Origin of the sequence: Clostridium tertium (assembly GCF_017873245.1) — a bacterium.
Lineage (GTDB): Bacteria > Bacillota > Clostridia > Clostridiales > Clostridiaceae > Clostridium > Clostridium tertium.
Genome location: NZ_JAGGJY010000011.1, coordinates 23,597 through 43,561, shown reverse-complemented (window position 1 = coordinate 43,561; position 19,965 = coordinate 23,597). Strand labels below are relative to the sequence as shown.

General features: G+C 27.1%; 20 protein-coding genes and 1 pseudogene. 4 read left to right on the top strand and 17 right to left on the bottom strand.

Annotated elements, in window-relative coordinates; all coding sequences use genetic code 11:
• Window positions 1-127: 127 nt before the first annotated feature.
• The 10 genes from J2Z25_RS12490 to J2Z25_RS12445 all read right to left on the bottom strand — a co-directional run bounded on the left by J2Z25_RS12490 (window position 128) and on the right by J2Z25_RS12445 (window position 10,738).
• Window positions 128-631 carry a GNAT family N-acetyltransferase gene (locus tag J2Z25_RS12490; protein ID WP_209740838.1) on the bottom strand — a complete coding sequence of 168 codons (504 nt, stop codon included), beginning with the start codon at window positions 629-631 and terminating at the stop codon, window positions 128-130.
• Window positions 632-955: 324 nt separating this feature from the next.
• A complete protein-coding gene (locus tag J2Z25_RS12485; RefSeq protein WP_209740837.1) occupies window positions 956-1,960 on the bottom strand; it encodes a sugar kinase in 1,005 nt (334 codons plus the stop codon).
• 1 nt (window position 1,961) lies between these two features.
• Window positions 1,962-2,609: a bifunctional 2-keto-4-hydroxyglutarate aldolase/2-keto-3-deoxy-6-phosphogluconate aldolase gene (locus J2Z25_RS12480; RefSeq protein ID WP_209740836.1), complete on the bottom strand. Its 648-nt coding sequence runs from the start codon at window positions 2,607-2,609 to the stop codon at window positions 1,962-1,964.
• Window positions 2,610-2,799: 190 nt separating this feature from the next.
• Complete coding sequence (gene ilvD / locus J2Z25_RS12475) at window positions 2,800-4,515, bottom strand: dihydroxy-acid dehydratase (protein ID WP_209740835.1); 1,716 nt, start codon at window positions 4,513-4,515, stop codon at window positions 2,800-2,802.
• A gap of 94 nt (window positions 4,516-4,609) precedes the next feature.
• Window positions 4,610-5,944 carry a 6-phospho-alpha-glucosidase gene (locus tag J2Z25_RS12470; RefSeq protein ID WP_097033238.1) on the bottom strand — a complete coding sequence of 445 codons (1,335 nt, stop codon included), beginning with the start codon at window positions 5,942-5,944 and terminating at the stop codon, window positions 4,610-4,612.
• Window positions 5,945-6,331: 387 nt separating this feature from the next.
• Complete coding sequence (hxlB, locus tag J2Z25_RS12465) at window positions 6,332-6,874, bottom strand: 6-phospho-3-hexuloisomerase (protein ID WP_209740834.1); 543 nt, start codon at window positions 6,872-6,874, stop codon at window positions 6,332-6,334.
• Window positions 6,871-7,491 (bottom strand): orotidine 5'-phosphate decarboxylase / HUMPS family protein, encoded by a 621-nt coding sequence (locus J2Z25_RS12460; RefSeq protein ID WP_209740833.1) that lies wholly within the window; start codon window positions 7,489-7,491, stop codon window positions 6,871-6,873. The genes hxlB and J2Z25_RS12460 overlap by 4 nt, the downstream gene beginning before the upstream one ends.
• A gap of 199 nt (window positions 7,492-7,690) precedes the next feature.
• A complete protein-coding gene (locus J2Z25_RS12455) occupies window positions 7,691-9,298 on the bottom strand; it encodes a PTS transporter subunit EIIC (protein WP_209740832.1) in 1,608 nt (535 codons plus the stop codon).
• A gap of 121 nt (window positions 9,299-9,419) precedes the next feature.
• The gene (locus J2Z25_RS12450; RefSeq protein ID WP_209740831.1) at window positions 9,420-10,181 is read right to left on the bottom strand and encodes a MurR/RpiR family transcriptional regulator; all 762 of its coding nucleotides are present in this window, start codon (window positions 10,179-10,181) and stop codon (window positions 9,420-9,422) included.
• Between the two features lie 95 nt (window positions 10,182-10,276).
• Window positions 10,277-10,738, bottom strand: a complete 462-nt coding sequence (locus J2Z25_RS12445; protein WP_209740830.1) for a YdeI/OmpD-associated family protein — start codon at window positions 10,736-10,738, stop codon at window positions 10,277-10,279.
• Between the two features lie 224 nt (window positions 10,739-10,962).
• On the opposite strand from J2Z25_RS12445, the gene J2Z25_RS12440 reads away from it, so the two are divergent.
• Entirely contained in the window at window positions 10,963-11,763 is an 801-nt protein-coding gene (locus J2Z25_RS12440) for a choline kinase family protein (protein WP_209740829.1), read from the top strand.
• Window positions 11,764-11,777: 14 nt separating this feature from the next.
• On the opposite strand, the gene J2Z25_RS12435 is transcribed toward J2Z25_RS12440, so the two are convergent.
• The 5 genes from J2Z25_RS12435 to J2Z25_RS12415 form a co-directional block, all read right to left on the bottom strand.
• A complete protein-coding gene (locus J2Z25_RS12435; RefSeq protein WP_245173332.1) occupies window positions 11,778-12,500 on the bottom strand; it encodes a DNA alkylation repair protein in 723 nt (240 codons plus the stop codon).
• A 42-nt stretch (window positions 12,501-12,542) separates the two neighbouring features.
• Window positions 12,543-13,019 carry a methylated-DNA--[protein]-cysteine S-methyltransferase gene (locus J2Z25_RS12430; protein ID WP_209740828.1) on the bottom strand — a complete coding sequence of 159 codons (477 nt, stop codon included), beginning with the start codon at window positions 13,017-13,019 and terminating at the stop codon, window positions 12,543-12,545.
• A 38-nt stretch (window positions 13,020-13,057) separates the two neighbouring features.
• Window positions 13,058-13,597, bottom strand: coding sequence for a bifunctional transcriptional activator/DNA repair enzyme AdaA (locus J2Z25_RS12425; protein WP_142418432.1), 540 nt, complete (start codon window positions 13,595-13,597; stop codon window positions 13,058-13,060).
• Between the two features lie 230 nt (window positions 13,598-13,827).
• The gene (locus J2Z25_RS12420; protein ID WP_097033244.1) at window positions 13,828-14,334 is read right to left on the bottom strand and encodes a GNAT family N-acetyltransferase; all 507 of its coding nucleotides are present in this window, start codon (window positions 14,332-14,334) and stop codon (window positions 13,828-13,830) included.
• A 253-nt stretch (window positions 14,335-14,587) separates the two neighbouring features.
• Complete coding sequence (locus J2Z25_RS12415) at window positions 14,588-15,298, bottom strand: gamma-glutamyl-gamma-aminobutyrate hydrolase family protein (protein WP_209740827.1); 711 nt, start codon at window positions 15,296-15,298, stop codon at window positions 14,588-14,590.
• A gap of 217 nt (window positions 15,299-15,515) precedes the next feature.
• On the opposite strand from J2Z25_RS12415, the pseudogene J2Z25_RS12410 reads away from it, so the two are divergent.
• From J2Z25_RS12410 to J2Z25_RS12400, 3 genes and pseudogenes are all read left to right on the top strand, one after another.
• Window positions 15,516-15,854 (top strand): annotated as a pseudogene (locus J2Z25_RS12410) (winged helix-turn-helix transcriptional regulator).
• Window positions 15,855-16,043: 189 nt separating this feature from the next.
• Window positions 16,044-16,556, top strand: a complete 513-nt coding sequence (locus J2Z25_RS12405) for a ferritin (protein WP_209740826.1) — start codon at window positions 16,044-16,046, stop codon at window positions 16,554-16,556.
• A gap of 218 nt (window positions 16,557-16,774) precedes the next feature.
• Window positions 16,775-17,221, top strand: a complete 447-nt coding sequence (locus tag J2Z25_RS12400) for a hypothetical protein (protein ID WP_209740825.1) — start codon at window positions 16,775-16,777, stop codon at window positions 17,219-17,221.
• Window positions 17,222-17,375: 154 nt separating this feature from the next.
• On the opposite strand, the gene J2Z25_RS12395 is transcribed toward J2Z25_RS12400, so the two are convergent.
• Window positions 17,376-18,677, bottom strand: coding sequence for an ABC transporter substrate-binding protein (locus J2Z25_RS12395; RefSeq protein ID WP_209740824.1), 1,302 nt, complete (start codon window positions 18,675-18,677; stop codon window positions 17,376-17,378).
• A 31-nt stretch (window positions 18,678-18,708) separates the two neighbouring features.
• A complete protein-coding gene (locus J2Z25_RS12390; RefSeq protein WP_209740823.1) occupies window positions 18,709-19,935 on the bottom strand; it encodes a response regulator transcription factor in 1,227 nt (408 codons plus the stop codon).
• Between the last annotated feature and the right edge of the window lie 30 nt (window positions 19,936-19,965).

Genomic DNA, 19,965 nt, shown 5'->3' with positions numbered 1-19,965 from the left:
AATATATTTACAAAATATTATAAATCCAATAATTCTCATATGCTATACTGCTAAACTCTATATAGACAAATATAAATGAGAAGACTCTTATATGATAAATAATAGCCTTCTCATTTTAAACATATTTTTAAAATTCTTTCTCAAAAGCAATTCTTTTACTTCCATCTAATAAATAAATAACACCACAGTATTTAAAGCTATTTTTTTCTAACAACTTTTGCATAATTAAATTATCTTCATGTGTATCAATCTTTATATTTTTTATTCCTTTTGATAAGCAAATTTCCTCAGACTTCTTAATTATTTCTGTCCCAATTCCTTTTCTATTAATATTATTAGAAACGGCTATTCTATGAATAACAGCATATTTCCCATTTGATATCCATTTTCCTTCATATATATTATTATAAGTCTCCTCTACATCAAATGATAAAGAAGTAGTTCCTATAATTTCACCAGTATCTTCTAAAACATAGCTAATATTATTTCTTATATCCTTTAAAATAACTCCCTCATTAGGATAGCCATTTTGCCACTGATCAACTTTATTATCTTTTAAAAAAGCCTTTGCCTCATTAATAATTTTCATTATGTTTTTTAAATCTTTTTCTGTTGATTTTCTAAATATCATTTTTTATTCTCCTAAAACATAAATTTATTAATTAGTATTATACAACATATACTTATAATTTCTAGAATAATATCTATAATTAATTTAGAAACTAGTATTTTATTAATTGTTCTTAGCAAAATATTACAATAATTTTCTATAAATTAATTACTTTTTTAAGTAGAATAATTAGCCTTTTATGAACAGTATTACAATTTAACTAAATATCTTTTTATATATTAAGTTCTAATTATTATTAAAATAAAAATCCATAGTACGTGTTTACTATGGATTTTACTCTTCTTATCATATTAAACTTCTAATTATATTTTAATGGACTTCTCATTATCTCGCTATTTTACCTACTCCATAGCTTACTAGACTTTCCACTTCTTCATTTGTTACTAGATTTGCATCTCCATAAATTGTATGTTTTAAAACAGATGCTGCAACAGCAAATTCACAAACATACTTAGGAGACTTATTATTTATAATGCTATATAAAACTCCTGCAGTTAAGGCATCTCCCCCACCTACTCTGTCCACTATATCATCTATTGTATGAACCATTGATGAAAATAATGTACCATCAGTATAATAATTACATTGTAACGTATTTACTGTTGATGACTTTATATCCCTAAAAGATGAGAAAATATTCTTTATATTAGGATAATTCTTTGAAATTTCATCATAATAATATTTTAATTTTTCATATTTGTCCTCTAAATCACATCTCATATTCAGTATATTTTCAGCATCTAAAATACCGCCTGAAAAAATATTAACATACGGTAAAATTTCTTTCGTAACTTCACTTGCCTCTTCTAAACTCCACATCTTTGCCCTGTAGTTTGAATCATAACTGACTAAAATATTATTTTCCTTACAGTATTTTAATATTTTAAAAGTTAACTCTCTTGTTTTTTCTGAAATAGCTAAAGTTATACCTGAAACATGGAATATATCTATTCCATTTAATGCTTCTTTTATATTTATCTCTTCCTCTAAAATTGATCCAAAAGCTGAATCTAATCTATCATAAATTACTTTTGATCCCCTATTTCCACTTCCTACCTCTAAAAAATATATTGGAGTCCTCTTATTTCCTCTAACTATAAAATTAGTATCTACAGATTTTGATTTTAAATAGCTAAGAATTCCATCACCTAGACTATCACTAGAAATCTTAGTAATCATTCTAGTACTTATTCCAAAGTTTGATAATGAAATTAATACGTTAGCTTCTCCCCCTCCATAATTCACATTAAACTCATTTGAATTTGATAATAATGCTCCTTTTTTAGCTGATAATCTTAGTAATATTTCTCCTAATCCAGCAACCCTCATATTAAATACCTCTTGCATTATTAAACTTTTCTATATACTTCTTACAAGTAGATTCTATTTCATCAAATTTTCCTGCTTCTCCAAGCTTATTTAGTTCTCCCCCTATTCCAACTAAATCCACTCCTGCTTTTGCCCAAGTATCTATATTTTCTAAATTCACTCCACCTGTTACCATAATATTTGCATGTGGTAATGGTGCTTTTACTGAACTTACATATCCTTGTCCAAAAGCATTCCCTGGGAATAGCTTAACTACATCTACTCCACTTTCATAAGCAGTTACTATTTCATTTATAGTCATTACCCCTGGTATATATGGTACATTATATCTGTTACAAAGAATTGCTGTATCTTTATTAAAAGATGGTGAAACTATATATTGTGCTCCTTCTAATATTGCCATTCTTGCTGTTTCTGAGTCTAACACTGTTCCAGCTCCAATTACAACCTCATCATTTCCATGATACTTTTCTGAAAGTTCTTTTATTATTTCATTTGCAAACTTATTTGTATATGTTACTTCTATAGCTTTAACATTTCCCCTAATACAACTTTCTGATATTTTAACTCCAATTTCTTTTGTAGTTCCACGAACTACAGCAACTACTCCACATTCCTTTAAAGCATTTAAAACTTTTATCCTAAACATAGTAAAATCTCCTATAAATCTCATATAATATTTTTACAAATAATTTTTCCGTGTCTCCAAATACTTTTAAATGAAAAATTAATACTTAAGAATTACGAATTATAATAATCTTTTTATACTAATCCTATCTCCTATAAGTTTTGCAAAGCAAAACCTCCTTAATTCTTCATTATTCATTATCAATTATTCCTTACTCCATATACCCACCCTTCATAGGTGAAACTGCTTTTTCTGAGAATATCTTTAATATTCCAGACTCATATTTATTGGCTCTAGGCTTCCAAGATTCTTTACGCTTAGCAAGTATTTTATCTATCTTATCTAAAGCTACTCTTTCTCCATTAATACCTACTAATTGTAATATTCTTTTTTCTATATCTATTTCAATTAAATCATTTTCTTCAACTAACGCTATTGGTCCTCCAACTGCTGCTTCTGGTGAAACATGTCCTATAGCTGGTCCTCTTGATGCTCCTGAAAATCTTCCATCTGTAATAAGAGCAATACTTGCAGATAATTCTTTATCTGATGAAATTGCTTCTGTTGTATAGAACATCTCTGGCATTCCACTTCCCTTTGGTCCTTCATACCTAATAAATACTGCATCACCTGGTTTAATTTTTCTAGATAATACTGCTTCAATTGCTTCTTCTTCACTATCAAATGGTCTTGCCCTTAAAATTGCTTTATGCATTTCCTTTGGTACAGCTGAATGTTTAACAACAGCCCCTTCTGGTGCTATATTACCATTTAATATAGCAATAGCTCCATTTGTACCAATAGGATTATTATATGGTTTAATAATATCTTCTTTCTTTAAACCAGTTTCTTTTAAATATTCATTACACTTTTCATAAAATCCATTTTTCTTTAAATCTTCTAAATTTTCACCTAAAGTTTTTCCTGTAACTGTCATTACATCTAAATGTAATAAATCTTTAACTTCTTCCATAATTGCTGGAACTCCACCTGCATAATAGAAGTATTCTGCTGGCCATTTACCTGTTGGACGAATATTTAATAAATATGGCGCATATCTGTGTATTCTATCAAAGCTTTCTGCATCTATATCTACTCCAAACTCATGAGCTATTGCTGGAATATGAAGTAGCGAATTAGTTGATCCTGAAATAGCTGCATGAATTATAATTGCATTTTCAAATGATTTTGCTGTAACTATATCTCTTGCCTTTAAATTCTTCTTAGCTAATTCAACTATTTGCTTTCCTGCTTCTATTGCTACATTTTCTAAATCCTCACATGTCGCTGGCATAACTGCACTTCCAGGTAACATTAGCCCTAATGCTTCGGCCATAATTTGCATAGTTGCAGCAGTTCCCATAAATGAACATGAACCAGCTGATGGACATGCGTTATTTTTATAATAAGTTAACTCATCTTCAGTAATTTCTCCACGCTTTTCCATAGCACTATAAGTTCCTATTTGTTCTAATGTTAAAAGATTTGGGCCTGCTTTCATTACCCCACCAGTAACAACAATTGCTGGTATATTTATTCTTCCTATAGCCATTAAATGTGCTGGCACACCTTTATCGCAGCTTGTTATAAATACTCCTCCATCAAAAGGTGTAGCATTAGCATGAATTTCTATAAGTGATGCTATTGTGTCTCTAGATGCTAAGGAATAGTTTATGCCATCATGACCTTGTGCCATTCCATCACATATATCTGTTGCAAAGAATCTAGATGCCCTTCCCCCTTTTTCTCCTACTCCAATAGCTACATTATTTGCAAATTTAAGTAAGTGAATACTTCCTGGATGACTATCTCCAAAAGTACTTTCTACTATTATTTGTGGTTTAGATAAGTCCTCTGAAGTATATCCCATTCCTCTACGAAGTGGATCCATTTCTGGAGCAATTTTTCTAATATCTTGACTAATCATTATTATTCTCCTTAATCAATAATCTATTATTTAAACATAGCTCGGATAATGGATAATCCATTGTCCGAGCCTGTATCTGTTCTTTTATACTTTATTATTTAAGTTCTGGCCAGTAGCCCTTGTTAGCTTCAATTAAATCATCTAAGATTTCTTTTGCCACTTTTGCACTAGGTACTGTTTTAGATAAAGTAAGAGCTTGCCATACCTTTTGATAACTTCCCTCTATCCAACCTTCAACAACTAATTTTTCTACTGCTACTTGTTGTTCCATAAGACCTTTTTCAAATCTTGGAATAGTTCCTTGAACTAAAGCTTCTGGTCCATTGCTTCCTACGATACATGGAACTTCAACCATTGCTGTTGGATCAAAGTTTTCAATAGCTCCCTTATTTTCTACAATACATAACATTCTTTCATGTGTGTTGTATGCAATTGCTCTTGCTAAGTCAACTATGAATGATGCATGGGCATCTATATGGAATTCTCCACCTTTTGCTGTTCCAGCCTTAACTATTTCTCTTGCTGCACTAAATACATTCTTTTCTCTTCCATTCATTACTTCATTTGCTCTTGTAAATTCTGCATTAGAATGTTCTACAACATAATCTGGATATAGATAATATTTTAAGTAAGTGTTTGGTAAAAAGTTTGGATCTAATGCTATTAGGTCTTTTGCTTTCTTATGAGTTTCTTGCCAGCTTGGTTCTGTATGTTGAGTATCTACTTCAACTTGATTTAAATAACCATTTTCAGAAACATATTCTCTTAGCTTTGGCATTAAATCGTTTCCTTGTTTATCTCTAACACTTGTCCACCAACCAAAGTGATTTAATCCAAAGTAATTAACTTCTAAATCTGCTGGAGTTAATCCAACTATTTGAGACATACGACGTAATGTTCCTACTGGCATATCGCAAATATTTAATACCTTTGAATTTGGTTTTAACACACGGCATGCTTCTGCAACTATTGCTGCTGGGTTAGAGTAATTTAGCATCCAACAATTTGGAGAATACTTTTCCATAAGGTCGATTAATTCCATCATTCCTCCTATTGAACGCATTCCATATGCTATTCCACCTGGTCCACAAGTTTCTTGTCCAACCACTCCATATTTTAGAGGAATCTTTTCATCCTTTTCACGCATTTCATACTTTCCAACTCTTATATGGGCCATACAGAAATCTACATCAGTAAATGCTTCTTCAGGATCTGTTGTATATGAAAATTCTATTTCAGGTGCACTTTCCTTTAATAATATTTCAAGTGCTTCACCAATTACTTCTTGACGTTCTTTATCATTATCATATAATTTTAATTTACGTAAAGGAAAACGATCTACATTGTCTAAAAGCATCATTACGATACCTGGTGTAAATGTGCTTCCTCCTCCTGCTATTACTATAGAAAACTTTTTGCTTGTATCCATAAAATTAGCCACCTTTCCTATTACAACTTATTAAATCTAATCATTTTATTTTAAAATTAGTCATTTTTCTTACTTACAAGCTCATTATAGACCAGTAAAATGTAATGGTAAACAGTTTCGGTGGCCAAAGAAACATGTTACCCTAGGTTGTAACATGTTCTCAAAAAATCTCTATTTATTAACTTTTTATTGTACAATTCATAAGATTAAATTAGTTCAAAAAAATTATAATAATATATATTATTGTATTTATTATATAATTAACATCATTATATTATTTAAATATATTAGTTATAAAAAAGGAGTCATATCATTGGAAACACTTTTAATTCTATTCTTAATCGGATTAGTCATTTATAATATTGTTTACTCTATTCTCTTTTATTACTACTCTACATTAACATGCTTATTTAAAGCTTCTTTATTTGAAAAATTATCTCTCTTACTTATTAAAAGACATATCCAATCTAAAACTATATGAACAGCTTGATCAAATAAAGAACTTAATAATTGTATTGATTCTCCTTCACCGTCACCCTTAACCTTTCCAGGTACCACCAAAACAATATCTGCTATTTCACCTAAAGAAGAATTTCTCTTACTTGTAACTGCAACAACTTTTAACCCTAAATCTTTTGCTGCTCTTGCATTACTTAAAGTATTCTTTGTAGTGCCAGAACCAGATATAGCTATATAAATATCATTCTTTTTTAATGCAGGGGTAATAGTTTCCCCCATAACATATGATTTATATCCTATGTGCATTAGCCTCATAGCAAAACCTTTTGCCTGAAAGCCACTTCTTCCTTCGCCATCAACAAAAATCGAATTGCTTTTATCAATAATATTTACAACTTCATATACTTCTTTTTCATTAACATTTGATACTACATCATTTACTTCTTTTAATATTTGATCTATTAACTTCATAAAAGTTCCTCCTTAATTTTATTTAAAACTTCCATAGGATCTTTTGCTGCTGTTATTGATGAACCTATAACTACTATGTTTATATCTTCATTTTTAAGCTTTTTAATAGCCTCTAAATTTATCCCTCCAGCTATGGCAATATTTTTTATCAACGGAAACTTTAATTTAAACTCTCTTAATTCATATATAATATTATTTGAATTACTTTTATCTACAGATGTATGTAAACAATAAATAGCTTCATCAAACCTTGATATTTCTTTTATTTTTTCATATGAACATTCAAGTAAATCAATCATCATTTTCTTATTATATTCTTTTGAAACATCATAACACTTTTGTAGTGTTTCTAAAGAAGAACTTCCCATTACAGTTAAAATATCAAATCCTTGATTATATCCCATAGTAAACTCATAAGTGCCTTCATCATTAGTCTTTATATCTCCTAATATTAATGAATTAGTTGCTTTTAAATGCAAATTTTTTAAATTTAATAGACCATAGTCTTTTATTAAAGATGTTCCAATTTCAATTATATCGGCTACTCCATTAAATTTTTCAACTAACGCTATTGCTTTATCTAGTTCTACTCTATCAATAGCAACTTGTACTTTCATTTCTATCTCCTATCTATATGTTTCAATCAATTAACTTTAATAATTAATACTAATATTATATTAAACAATCCATAGGTTTATTTTAGTAAAGTAAAAAATTGAAACTAATATATTGGTTTGTTTCTAATATAAAATAAATTTAAAACTTTATCAGAAATAGGAGTGGCTAAAATTAGTCACTCCTACACTTAAATATAGTTTAATTTGCTTCTATTCCAAGATATTCATCTACACTTTTTCTTACTCCAGTAACTCTTAAACCATAAATTACTTGAACATTTTCACCTTTTATCACAACTCCATTAGCAGCTGTTTCATTTTTTAATAACGCTTCATTAACTAGTGATGAATCTTTTACTATTAATCTTAATCTTGTAAAACAGTTATCAACCTTTACTATATTATCTGCTCCACCAAGACCTTCTACTATTATAGGTGCTAATCCTGCATTGTCAGCATCCTTGCTTCCAATAGCAGTTGCTGAATTATCCTTAGTTGAATTTTTTTCTTTATAATCACTCTTTGTATAAAGCTTTGTATCTCCATCTTCTTCTCTACCTGGAGTTTTTAGCTTAAATTTAGCTATTACAAATCTGAATACTACATAATAAACTACAAATTGTCCTAAACCAACTAATATATACATTGGCCAGCCAGTTTTTTCTATTCCAAGTGGAATATTATATAATAAGAAGTCTATTAATCCATTTGGTCCTATTGCTGTAACTCCTAAAACGTTTAATACAACCATTCCTAATCCGCTTAATACTGCATGAATTACGAATAATACTGGTGCTACAAACATGAATGAAAATTCTATTGGTTCTGTAACTCCTGCTAAAATTGATGTAACAGCTGCTGGAATTAATATTGCCTTTATCTTAGTTTTGTTCTTTGGTAATGCTGTGTGGTACATAGCTAAACATGCACCTATTAGACCAAACATCTTTGAAAGTCCTCTAGCATCCCAAATTACTGATGCTGAAAGCTTAGCTATAGTTGGATCAGCCATTTCTGCAAAGTATATGTTTCTAGCTCCTTCAAATACTTGTCCACCGATTTCAGCAACTCCACCTAATGAGCTATATAAAAATGGAGTATAAACTAAGTGATGTAGCCCTGTTGGAATTAATAATCTTTCTAAAGTTCCATATGTGAATATACCAAAGTTTCCTGAACCTTGTATAAACTCACCAAGGTTATTAATAACATTTTGCACTGGTGGCCATATATAGCTGAATACTATTGCTAAACCAACTGTTACTGGTATTAATATAATAAATACTAATCTTGATCCACCATATATTTGGAATGCTCCATCAAATTCTTTTTCACAGAATTTATTATGGATATATGCAACAACTATTCCTAATATAATTCCTAGAAAAACTCCCATATCCAGTATTTGAACACCTAATACAGTTGTTTGTCCACTTCCTCTTAATGCATCTGCTGGTGCTAATTTTTCAGTTAATGTTAAAAATATATTCATTGCATTTATAAATACTAAAAACACTAATAATGATGTAAAACCCGCTTCTGCTTTTTTCTTTTTCGCAAGTCCTACTGCTAAACCTACACAAAATATAATACCTAAATTAGTTAATATTGAAACTAAAGAACCTGATAACATTTTTCCAAGCCCGTACACAACATCATTCTTTAAAAATGGTAAGTACTCTGCTAACTTTGCATTTGTTAAAATATTACCTATTGCTATTATTATACCTGCTATGGGTAATATTAAAACTGGTACGAACATTCCTTTAGAAAAGTCCTGTAGTTTATTCATTATCTTTTCTTTCATTTTTTTACCTCCATTTATTACTTTTTCAGAAATCATTTACATTTTTCATTATAATGAGTGTCTTATTATCTGTATATAGATTTTCCCCTCAAAAAAACGTGTTACCCAATTAGATAACACGTTACTTAGAATTACTATTTTTTCGTTTATAATATTCATATATTAACAATTCAACTAAAACTAATACCTTTGGAAAGAAAGTATTCGGCATTAGATTTCTGTCATCCAGCTTATTTGCGTCATCAATTTTAAAACTTACATCTGCAAGTTTACTTATACTATTTTCTCTTTCATTTGTAAATGCTATAACATTAATTCCATGTTCCTTTGCTGTTTTTACCTTATTTAAAACCATTGGAGTTTCTCCTGATTTTGAAATAACTATAATGGAACTTATATAATCTAAGTTATTTTCAAATACTCCTATCGAATCTGTACCATTGGATAATATGCATCTTTTTCCCATAACTAAAAGTTTCTTATTAATATATTCTGCCACAATTCCTGAAAATCCATTCGCATATATAAAAATAAATTTACTATCATCATTAAATAAAATATCTACAAACTTATTAATAGCATCACTAGAATTTTCTTTTAAAAGACTATCCATATCTAAGCTATCAACAAAATCTCTTTCATTTAAATTTTCTCCTATCTCATTCCCCTTTAATGATGCTAAGTTATATTGCATTTCTAAAAAACCAGAGTAACCAAGTTTCTTAGAAAGTCTCATTATTGTTGATGTTGAGGTATAATTATTTTTTGCAATTCCCCTAACGCCTAGCTTATTTACTTCGTCTATATTATCAACTATATAGTTTAAAACTTTTATTTCAATTTCAGTAAGCCCTTTATTTTCAATAAACTTAGATAAATCCATTATAAATCCCTCCATTAATTACAATTTATTATACAGTATTTCGATAGATTTTCCACCATATATAATTTTCTTATACTGTATTACACTTTAAGGGATTATATTTTTATTTTGTTTGCTAATTTCTCTAGTGCCTCTTCCATTCTTTTCACTTTTGTTTCTTCCTTTTTAGCTGAAATTATCCATTGAAAATACTTTCTTTGTTGTGAATAAGGTAAGCTTTCGTAAAATTTATATGCATCATTATTTACTATAAGCTTTTCCTTAAACTCTTCTGGTAACTCTATAGTTCTTTCTTCTTCGTCTTTTTGTAATTCTACATTTACAATATCTCCATAATTTTTACCTATCTTATTTCTTATTTCTTTTGTTATTCCTATCATATAACAAGGTAAACCCATTTTCACTATTGATCCTCTATAATCCACACCATCAAATTTCACTTTAACCTTTACTCTCTTGGCTCCAAATTCTTTTTCAACATCTAGAGGAACTTCTATATAAGTTGCATCTTTTCCTTCATGCTTTTTTATCTCTACTTCAAATTTATAATTTTTCATATTTGTCTCCTACTTTTTGTATTAAATTGCTTATTTAAAATTAAAATAAAATTATAATGCTTATTAATTTTATAATTAATATACAATAGAGCATTGCATAATTAAGAATTCAAATTTAAATAGCATTTTTATACATTCCTCTATTATGTATTATTATAACCTTAAACACTTTTTATATTATATCTGATATAATGTATAAACAACAATATATAGTAGGAGATTTTATGAATAAGTTACAAGAAAATATTTCACTCACTAAGCTTGGAGGACTAAATAATTCAAATTATTTAATAACATTACAGAACTCAAAATATGTTTTACGAATTCCAAGTAAAGATAACACGAATAATTTTTATAATGAAAATGAAATTTTAGATATAATTAAGCCTTTTAATATTTCTCCTAATATACTTTATCATAATAAAGATACTGGAGTCTTATTAAGTGAATTTAAAGAATCTACTAAAATTAATCTAGAATTTTATAACTCACCACTTTTCATTAATGGCTTAATTTCCACATTAAAAAAACTACATAGTTTAAAATGTACTAATTACTTTAATCCTTTTGAGGTTATTAATAAAAATATTAATTTTTTAATTGAGTCAAGCTTTGATTTTAATCATGATATAAATCTATTAGTAGAAAATTTAACCTCATTAGAAGATAAATTAACTAAAGAATTTCATTATGGATTATGTCATAATGATTTAAATATCTCTAACATTTTATATAATAAGGACTCTATCTATCTTATTGATTTTGAATTTACTGCAATGGGAGATATCTTTTTTGACCTAGCTACTTTATCTTGGTTTTTAAATGACGATATGAAAAATGAATTGATTAAAAGTTATTTTGGTTACTCTTCAAAAGATTTAAAAAAAAAATTAGAAGGTTATCTCTTTGTAGTTAAACTTTGGAATGCAACTTGGAGTTTTATGAAATCAATAAATAGTACTTCTAACTATGATTATAGACTTGGCGGTAACATGATATTAGACGATTTAATAACTTCTTTATAAATCGTCTAATATCTTCAATTATTATTTAATTTAACTTTCATACCTCGAATGATATTCTTCTCTTCTTTAGAAACCTTTAGAGATTCACAGATTTTTTGTAATGATTTATTATATGTAAAATAGTCTAAGTTATTTTCTTTTAGATAACTCAAAGTTGTTTCACTAAACTTTACATAGCAAATAGAAATTGCCCAAGCAACGGCCATTTTAACATAATATCCATCATGCTTTATTTTATCTAAATTACTTAAAACAAGCTCAACATAGTCTTCTTCAACATAAAAATTTAATAACATTACTACTGCAAACCTTACTTCAAATTCATAACTTGATGAAAGATACTCTTCTATAAACTTCCACATTTTTTCTTTATTTTTCTTAGTAGTTTTTAGTCCATTACAAAAGCTATCACAAACTGACCAATTATTGATCTTTGGTACATATTTTCTAATAAGATTTATAATTTCATCTATATCAGCATTATTAATATATCCAATTACCATACCTTGTAGCATTACTTCTTCAAAGTAATAATCACTTGCATTATTCAAGTAATTTCCCCAATTTTCCTTAGCAATACTTTTTGCAATTTTTCTTAATGCTGGTAATCTAACTCCAAGTATATTATTAATTCCTGGTAAAAGCTTCGAAGAAAACTCCCTGTAATCTTCTTCTGACAAATTTATAAGTTCTTCCCTTATTTTTAAGGCTATATTTTCATCAACATTAAAGGCCAAAATTCTCCCCCCTTATCTATTAACTATTAATTTATTGCTAAGCTAATGCAAAGAACTTTGGTTCTCTATTTCTAGTAGCCTTTCTTTCATTTCTAGACCTCCAGCATATCCAACTAAACTTTTATTTTTACCTACAACTCTATGACATGGTATCATCATTAATATTGGATTTTTATTATTTGCCATTCCAATAGCACGAGCAGCTTTAGAGTTTCCTATTTTTTCTGCTATTTCCTTATATGTTCTTGTTTCTCCATAAGGTATCTTAATTAACTCATTCCATACTTTATGCTGAAATTCTGTTCCTTCTGGATCTAATGAAATACTAAAATTTATTCGCTCTCCTGAAAAATATTCATTAAGTTGATTTGCTGCTTCTTTAATTAATTTAGTTTCTCTTATTTCTATATCTTTTTCAATCTTTAATTTATTCTTTATATAAATATTGGTAATACCCTTTCCATTATCAGCTATTCCAATTTCTCCAATTATTGTATCATAATAAAAAATACTTTTCATATAACTCCTTCACATCTATTTTATAAGCAGATTCTTAATTATTTTATACGATAACTCATAGGACTCATCCCTTCAACTTTCTTAAAATTATCATAAAAAGTTGATAAACTTTTATATCCACAATCATAAGAAATTTCAGTAATTGATTTGTCACTAGCTTTCAAAAGTTCCTTAGCTTTATTAATTCTAATTTTAGAAATATATGCTTTAGGTGTTAGGCTAAAAGTTTTATTGAATACTCTTATTAAATGACTTTTAGCTATATGAAGATTGCTTATTTTAATTTTGATAAGCTCTTCATCAAAATAATATTTATCATAAATCTCCTTCATACTATTAGCAATATTAGTAATGGGATTATACTCTATTAAATCAGGTCGACATCTTTTACAAGGCCTAAATCCACTTTTAAGTGCACTTTCAGTAGTAGAAAAAAATTTCACATTTTCTTTAACTGGATTTTTAGATTTACAGGATGGACGACAAAATATTTTTGTTGTTTTAACTCCATAAAAAAATTCCCCATCATATCTTGAATCATTTTCTATGATAGCTTTCCATTTTTCCTCCTTATTCATATATCTACCTCCATTAATAATTTATCATAAGACTTAAAATATTTCTTACGGATTTTTACCTTCTAATTTTAATATAAATCATAATATTTATTTTGTATAAATTATACAAAATAAAAAAGTACTGATTAACAAGAATCAATACTTTTTTAGCAGAATTAATAACTATATATTATTTTTTTAAGACTATCTAGTTTATTATAAAATTAGAGAAAGCAATCTCTTAAATAATTTTAGGCAGCAGATTTAATGAAAGATTTCATACTGATATGATATTCAATTTCTCTTTCAAGTTCTTTAGCTTGCTTAAACCCTACACCTTTAAATAGATTTTGTGATCTCTTATTAATTTTTTTAATTTTAGCTACAACATAATCAGCTCTCATTTCAAAAAAAGCTACTTTTAAAGCTTCTAGTACAGCATTATGTCCTATTCCCTTTCCCCATAAATCCTTTTCACCTACTGCAATAACTATCTCTACAAACTCACCTTTTGGAACTAAACGTAAGAATCCTATTGCACCATATACATTTTTTATAATAAAAAATCTACAATTATTATTAAAAAGATGAGTTAATATAGGCATATTTACTCTATTTATAACGTTAATTAAATTTCTTTTCACATTATTATCCTCATTTAAATAACTTGTTATTTCATCATCACTAAGCCAGTTACATATCTTCTCTGCATCTGATATATACACCTCTCGACTCAGATTAACACTATTTACTTCCACAAAGTACAACTCCTTAGTTATATTTGATATAGCTTGCAAACTTCATGAATTAATTATTACTAGTAATACTCATATTTTACTCTCTTTATTAATTTAAGTAAAAAGTGTAGTTCTTTATTGCTTAAGTTTAACTCACCTTTCTTATTCTTTTCTTATTTTTCTAGCATTTTTCCATAATGTTTATATTTTCCATTAATAGTATTTAATTTCCATTTTAAGTTATTAAAAGTATTTTTTTGGTACTTTAATATATTTAATAACACCTACTTATAAATTCTTTAAATATATTAAATTGTTCTGGATAATCTTTATATAAATGTTCAGGATGCCATTGTATCCCTAATACAAATCTCCTATCCTTCATATAAATGCTTTCTATGACTCCATCTTCACTTATTGCAGCATCACTCACCTTAGGGGAAACCTTCTTTATAGCCTGATGATGCATACTATTTACCATTATTTCTTCTTTTTTCATAATATCAAATAATAGAGAATGTTTTTTAATAATCACCTTATGAGTTGGTTTATTATAAGGCTTTTCTTGCCTATGAACACTATCTTTATTATTATTTCTATCTATTTTTATATCTTGATATAAAGAGCCACCTAAATACGAATTTAACAGTTGAAATCCCCTGCATATTGCAAGTATAGGTTTATCTACACTTAATATTTCATTTAGCAAAGCTTTTTCCATTGTATCTCTAGCAATATTTACATCTCCACAATGAGTAGATTTATTTTCATTATATATTTCAGGATTTATATCTTGCCCACCAGCTAGTAAAAATCCATCAAATTTATTCACCAAAATTTTTATATCTTCTTCATTATCTATAATCGGCAATATAACAGGTATTCCTCCTGCATCTGTAATTGCATCTAAATATGACGGTAACATCCAAATGCTATTTTTTTCATCATCAAAAAGTGCCGTAACTCCAATAATAGGCTTCTTCATATTATCCTCTCCTTCCTATGAACAATTTTATTTATTAACTATAGTAACACTTTTCTTATACTTATATGTTATAAAAATAAAAAACTATACAAATTTGTACAGTTTTTTATTTTTCAAACTTATTCCTATTTTTATACAACATTTCTCTCCTTTACATTTATTGCACTAAACAACTTTTTCTTATATAATATAAAATGTTCTTGAAAGTTAACATATTATGATAAATTACAATAATAAAAAATATATATGCTTACTAGACTTTGTAATGGATTTTATAAGAGGTAAATGGAAATATCTTATTTTATGTCATCTTTATGATGAACCCAAGAGATTTTTGGAACTTCAAAGATTTATACAGGAAATAAGTCATAAAGTATTAACTGAAAATTTGAAAGAGCTTGAGGTAGATGAATTAGTTATCAAGATAACATATGATGAAATGCCTCCTAAAGTTGAATATTATTTAACTGAAAAAGGAAAATAAATTACTAAAATTATAAAAGAGCTTGAAATTTGGTCTAAAAAATATTATCCAAATATAAATAAAACTTTTTAAATATTATACTACAAAATTACAGATACTAATCATATATATTTTACTAATTATATAGTCAAAAGGTTTAATTACAATTTTAAAGTATCATTTTTTATAATAACTTTTAAATTTTAATAATTTAAATTTTAAAATTAATATATTTATAAATTAATTAATGAATCCTATATTTTAATACAAAGGAGATTACATATGCTAAGCGAAAATCTTTTAAATAACCTTAATGAACAAGTTAACTTTGAGCTTTATTCATCTTATACGTATTTAGCTATGGCAGCTTATGCAGAATCAATAGATCTAAGTGGTTTTGCAAATTTCTTTAGAGTTCAAGCTCAAGAAGAGTTAGCTCATGCCATGAAATTATATGATTATATATTTCAAAAAAATGGTGTTGTAAAGCTACAAGAAATTCCTCAACCTTCTTCAAATTATAATAATATAATTGACTTATTCGAAAAAGGATATGAACATGAACAATTAGTTACTAATAAAATTTATAAACTAGCTGATATTGCTCTTGAGGAAAAAGAGCATGCTACCATTAGCTTATTAAAATGGTTTATAGATGAACAAGTTGAAGAAGAAAATAATTTCAACTCATTTTTAAAGAAAGTAAGAAGATCAGATGGAAACCCTGCTGCTTTATATATGCTTGATGAAGAACTTGCTAAACGAGTATATGTTCCTATAACGACTACAATTTAAAAAACAAAGAGGATTACTGAATTAGAGTAATCCTCTTTGTTTTTTATTTAATTTATCTAATTCAAAATTTCTATTTTTCATTTCATATTCAAATGTTTTTTTAACTAACCACATATTATCTAAATGCATATAGTTCTATTATATATAATAAATCTGACTCAAATCCTTATATAATATCATATAATAATTAGAACTCTTACTGGAGGTATTTATTTTATATGAGTAATGACGATTCATTTGATGATATTGAAGAATTTATAAGAAATTTGGATATAAACCTTGCCGAGCTCGAACGAACAGGTGCAACATTTATTTCAATAGGATATGCTTTTTTTGCTTATGCTGCAAATGTTGATATACATGATTTATTAAACAATAATAATACTGATGTAGCTTCTGCTGGAATTACACTACAGGGACAACAACTTGTATTATTAGGCTATATTTTCTTATGGGTAGTAGCTACCAAAAGAGTTTATTCTAGAAATTTAAGAAACACTCATATGGAAGAAACTATTAACGTATCTCCTTATGTAAAGCTAGCTAATTCATATCTATTAAGTACTTTTGTAAATGCATTAAGACTTGAGGCTTTTACAGAAATAGCTAACTCTGAAGAGAGTGGTGAAGGAAATGGCGAAGGAAATGAGGAAGTTATTGAATAACTAAATCAATTATTATATTTAATTTATTTATTATTACATACTTCCTATTTTTATAATATAGAATGGGCATATATAAATATAGTTATTACCTACTTTACTTTTAACTAACTAAAAAAATATATATGTCCATCTTAAAAAACAAAGAAAAGAAATTCTAAAGATTATTTGTTTTCTCTTTTAGCTCATTCCATTTAATATTCATTTGATTTCTTAAATTTTCTATATCATCACTTATAATATAATCTTGTACAAAAGAATAATCTAATTCCGATAACCTTCTCAAAGTATCATATTGTTCATGAATCTCCAAATCTTCTATAGTCTGATTTCTTATAGTTTCTCCATGTATATCTATTGGAATATTATATGATTCCAACACTTTTATTAAATCCTCATTCTTTGAATTTGCTTTCAAAGGAGATGATATATTTACTGCATTTGCATAATGATCTTCTTCAAATAAAAATTTTAAAAATACTTTTGATATTTCTGGATATTTTGTATTTTTAGAAACCCCAATTTTATAATCTCCGTAAACTTTTATGTATTTACTATCTGGTAATGGAAACATTCCTATATCTTCTATATTCATTCCTATATCTTCTAGTTGATATTTAAAATCTGAATTCCAAAATATCATAGCTACTTTTCCATTTTTAATATCCATTTTACTTTGTTCCCACTCATAACCCAATAAATTATCTTCAGAATAATTATTTTGATATACATTTCTTACAAAGTTTAAAGCTTTAAAAACTCCACTATCATCGCTTAAAATGTTTTTATTATTAATAATTATATTTCTTTCAAGGTTATCGTCCAATAAATAAGGGGCTATATCAAGCCATGTATTCATAGTCCAGGCTTGTTTATAATTTAGTATAATTGGAGTTACTCCTTTTTCTTTTAGTATTTTACATAAATTAAAGAATTCCTCTTGAGTCTTAGGAATTTTATTTATATTTGCTTCTTCAAATACTTTTTTATTATATATAATTCCATTCCAAGAAATCGATGTGTTTAAGTTGTACAGTCTTCCATCAAGCCCAATACCTGTACTATAATTATATATATTATCTTCTGTAAACCCTAAGTCATCTAAAGCTAAAAAATATTGTTCATATTCACTTGCCTTTATTGCACTAGGTATTAAAGTTACATCAGGAAGTTCTTGAACTATAGCCCTTCTTTGAAGAATTTCTTCTGCATCTCCTATTAATTCCAAGTTTACTATAACCTTTGGATATTTTTCTTCAAACTCTGATATTAAAGTTTTAAGTTCTTCTTTTTTGTCAGTTCTATTACTAACAAAAGTTATTTCTCCTTCTAATTCTTTATCACTATTATTTATAATGCTTTCTTTAATTTTATTTTCTTTAATAATTTTAACGCCAACAAATGTAACCATAATAGCTATAAATACTGTGATAGAAATCTTTATTTTTTTATTTCTCATTAACCCAACCTCTTTCATAAAATAATGAATTCTAATTATTTCTAAAACTATTTGGAGTATATCCTGTTACTTTTTTAAAAGCTCGTCCAAAAGTTATTGGATCATTATATCCTACTTTTGTTGCTATTTCATAAACCTTTAAATTTGTTGTAATTAATAGTTCCTTTGCTACTTTTATTCTATACTCTGTTAAAAAGTCATAAAATCCTTCTCCAACTTCTTTTTTAAATAGTTCGGACAAGTAATTTTGACTTAAGAACACCTCATCAGCTACTTCTTTAAGGGATATGTTCTTATTAAAATTATTTATTATATATTGCTTAGCAAGTTTTATAACCGTTAAATTTGTATTAATATTACTTTTTTCTTCCATAACCTTCTTTTCATCTGATACTTTTAAGAAGTATTTTTTCGCCTTAGTTTCATCATATATTGTACTTTTAATTTTTCTAAATTTTAATGATTGTTCTTTTAATTTATACAATTCATTTGTCTGCTCCATTATGTAGACATTAATATTATTTTCTATAAACATGCTTGACTTATCTTCCATATAGTTACTTATTTCCTTATCACAAGTTGTATTACTCATATCAAAATAAAATACTATATACGAATTTACTTCAAAGTTAAAATATATATATTCCACATTGCGATATCTACTAATAATATTTCTTATATATTCTTTTATTAATTCTTTTTCATTTTTTCCCTTTTCAACTAAAATAAGCTTGTACATATAATTTTCATTAAGTTGTATATCTTCTAGAAACGATTTATCGGTTTTATAATTTGATTCAGCGTTAGAAAACAATATATGTCTAAAAAAATCTTTTTTTAATATCTCAATTGACTTACTAAGGATATTATCTTGCTTTTTATCTTCCTTAATTTTAATCTCTGCTTCACAAATTACTTTTTTTAGTTCATCTTGCTTAATAGGCTTTAACAAATAATTAAATGCTCCAGATTTCATAGTATCTCTTACATAAGTAAATTCATCATATCCACTTAGCACAATAAATATAGGTGAATCTTCCATTTCTTTTACTGATTTCTCTATTAGTTCACTACCAGTCATTATAGGCATTTTTATATCTGTTATAACTAAATCTACTTTATTGTTTTTTAAATACTCAAATGCTACTAATCCATTTTGAAATTCTGCTATAACTTCATACTGAGGAAAAAGCCTATTAATAATTTTTTTTAGTCCCAATCTTATAATCTTATCATCGTCTACTATTAATATTTTCATACTTTACACCTACTGTTGAATATTTTTTAA

Bases quoted from the DNA above. Each gene is read 5' to 3' on its own strand.
- J2Z25_RS12490 (WP_209740838.1), bottom strand. From the start codon at position 631: ATGATATTTAGAAAATCAACAGAAAAAGATTTAAAAAACATAATGAAA.
- J2Z25_RS12485 (WP_209740837.1), bottom strand. From the start codon at position 1,960: ATGAGGGTTGCTGGATTAGGAGAAATATTACTAAGATTATCAGCTAAA.
- J2Z25_RS12480 (WP_209740836.1), bottom strand. From the start codon at position 2,609: ATGTTTAGGATAAAAGTTTTAAATGCTTTAAAGGAATGTGGAGTAGTT.
- ilvD (WP_209740835.1), bottom strand. From the start codon at position 4,515: ATGATTAGTCAAGATATTAGAAAAATTGCTCCAGAAATGGATCCACTT.
- J2Z25_RS12470 (WP_097033238.1), bottom strand. From the start codon at position 5,944: ATGGATACAAGCAAAAAGTTTTCTATAGTAATAGCAGGAGGAGGAAGC.
- hxlB (WP_209740834.1), bottom strand. From the start codon at position 6,874: ATGAAGTTAATAGATCAAATATTAAAAGAAGTAAATGATGTAGTATCA.
- J2Z25_RS12460 (WP_209740833.1), bottom strand. From the start codon at position 7,491: ATGAAAGTACAAGTTGCTATTGATAGAGTAGAACTAGATAAAGCAATA.
- J2Z25_RS12455 (WP_209740832.1), bottom strand. From the start codon at position 9,298: ATGAAAGAAAAGATAATGAATAAACTACAGGACTTTTCTAAAGGAATG.
- J2Z25_RS12450 (WP_209740831.1), bottom strand. From the start codon at position 10,181: ATGGATTTATCTAAGTTTATTGAAAATAAAGGGCTTACTGAAATTGAA.
- J2Z25_RS12445 (WP_209740830.1), bottom strand. From the start codon at position 10,738: ATGAAAAATTATAAATTTGAAGTAGAGATAAAAAAGCATGAAGGAAAA.
- J2Z25_RS12440 (WP_209740829.1), top strand. From the start codon at position 10,963: ATGAATAAGTTACAAGAAAATATTTCACTCACTAAGCTTGGAGGACTA.
- J2Z25_RS12430 (WP_209740828.1), bottom strand. From the start codon at position 13,019: ATGAAAAGTATTTTTTATTATGATACAATAATTGGAGAAATTGGAATA.
- J2Z25_RS12425 (WP_142418432.1), bottom strand. From the start codon at position 13,597: ATGAATAAGGAGGAAAAATGGAAAGCTATCATAGAAAATGATTCAAGA.
- J2Z25_RS12415 (WP_209740827.1), bottom strand. From the start codon at position 15,298: ATGAAGAAGCCTATTATTGGAGTTACGGCACTTTTTGATGATGAAAAA.
- J2Z25_RS12405 (WP_209740826.1), top strand. From the start codon at position 16,044: ATGCTAAGCGAAAATCTTTTAAATAACCTTAATGAACAAGTTAACTTT.
- J2Z25_RS12400 (WP_209740825.1), top strand. From the start codon at position 16,775: ATGAGTAATGACGATTCATTTGATGATATTGAAGAATTTATAAGAAAT.
- J2Z25_RS12395 (WP_209740824.1), bottom strand. From the start codon at position 18,677: ATGAGAAATAAAAAAATAAAGATTTCTATCACAGTATTTATAGCTATT.
- J2Z25_RS12390 (WP_209740823.1), bottom strand. From the start codon at position 19,935: ATGAAAATATTAATAGTAGACGATGATAAGATTATAAGATTGGGACTA.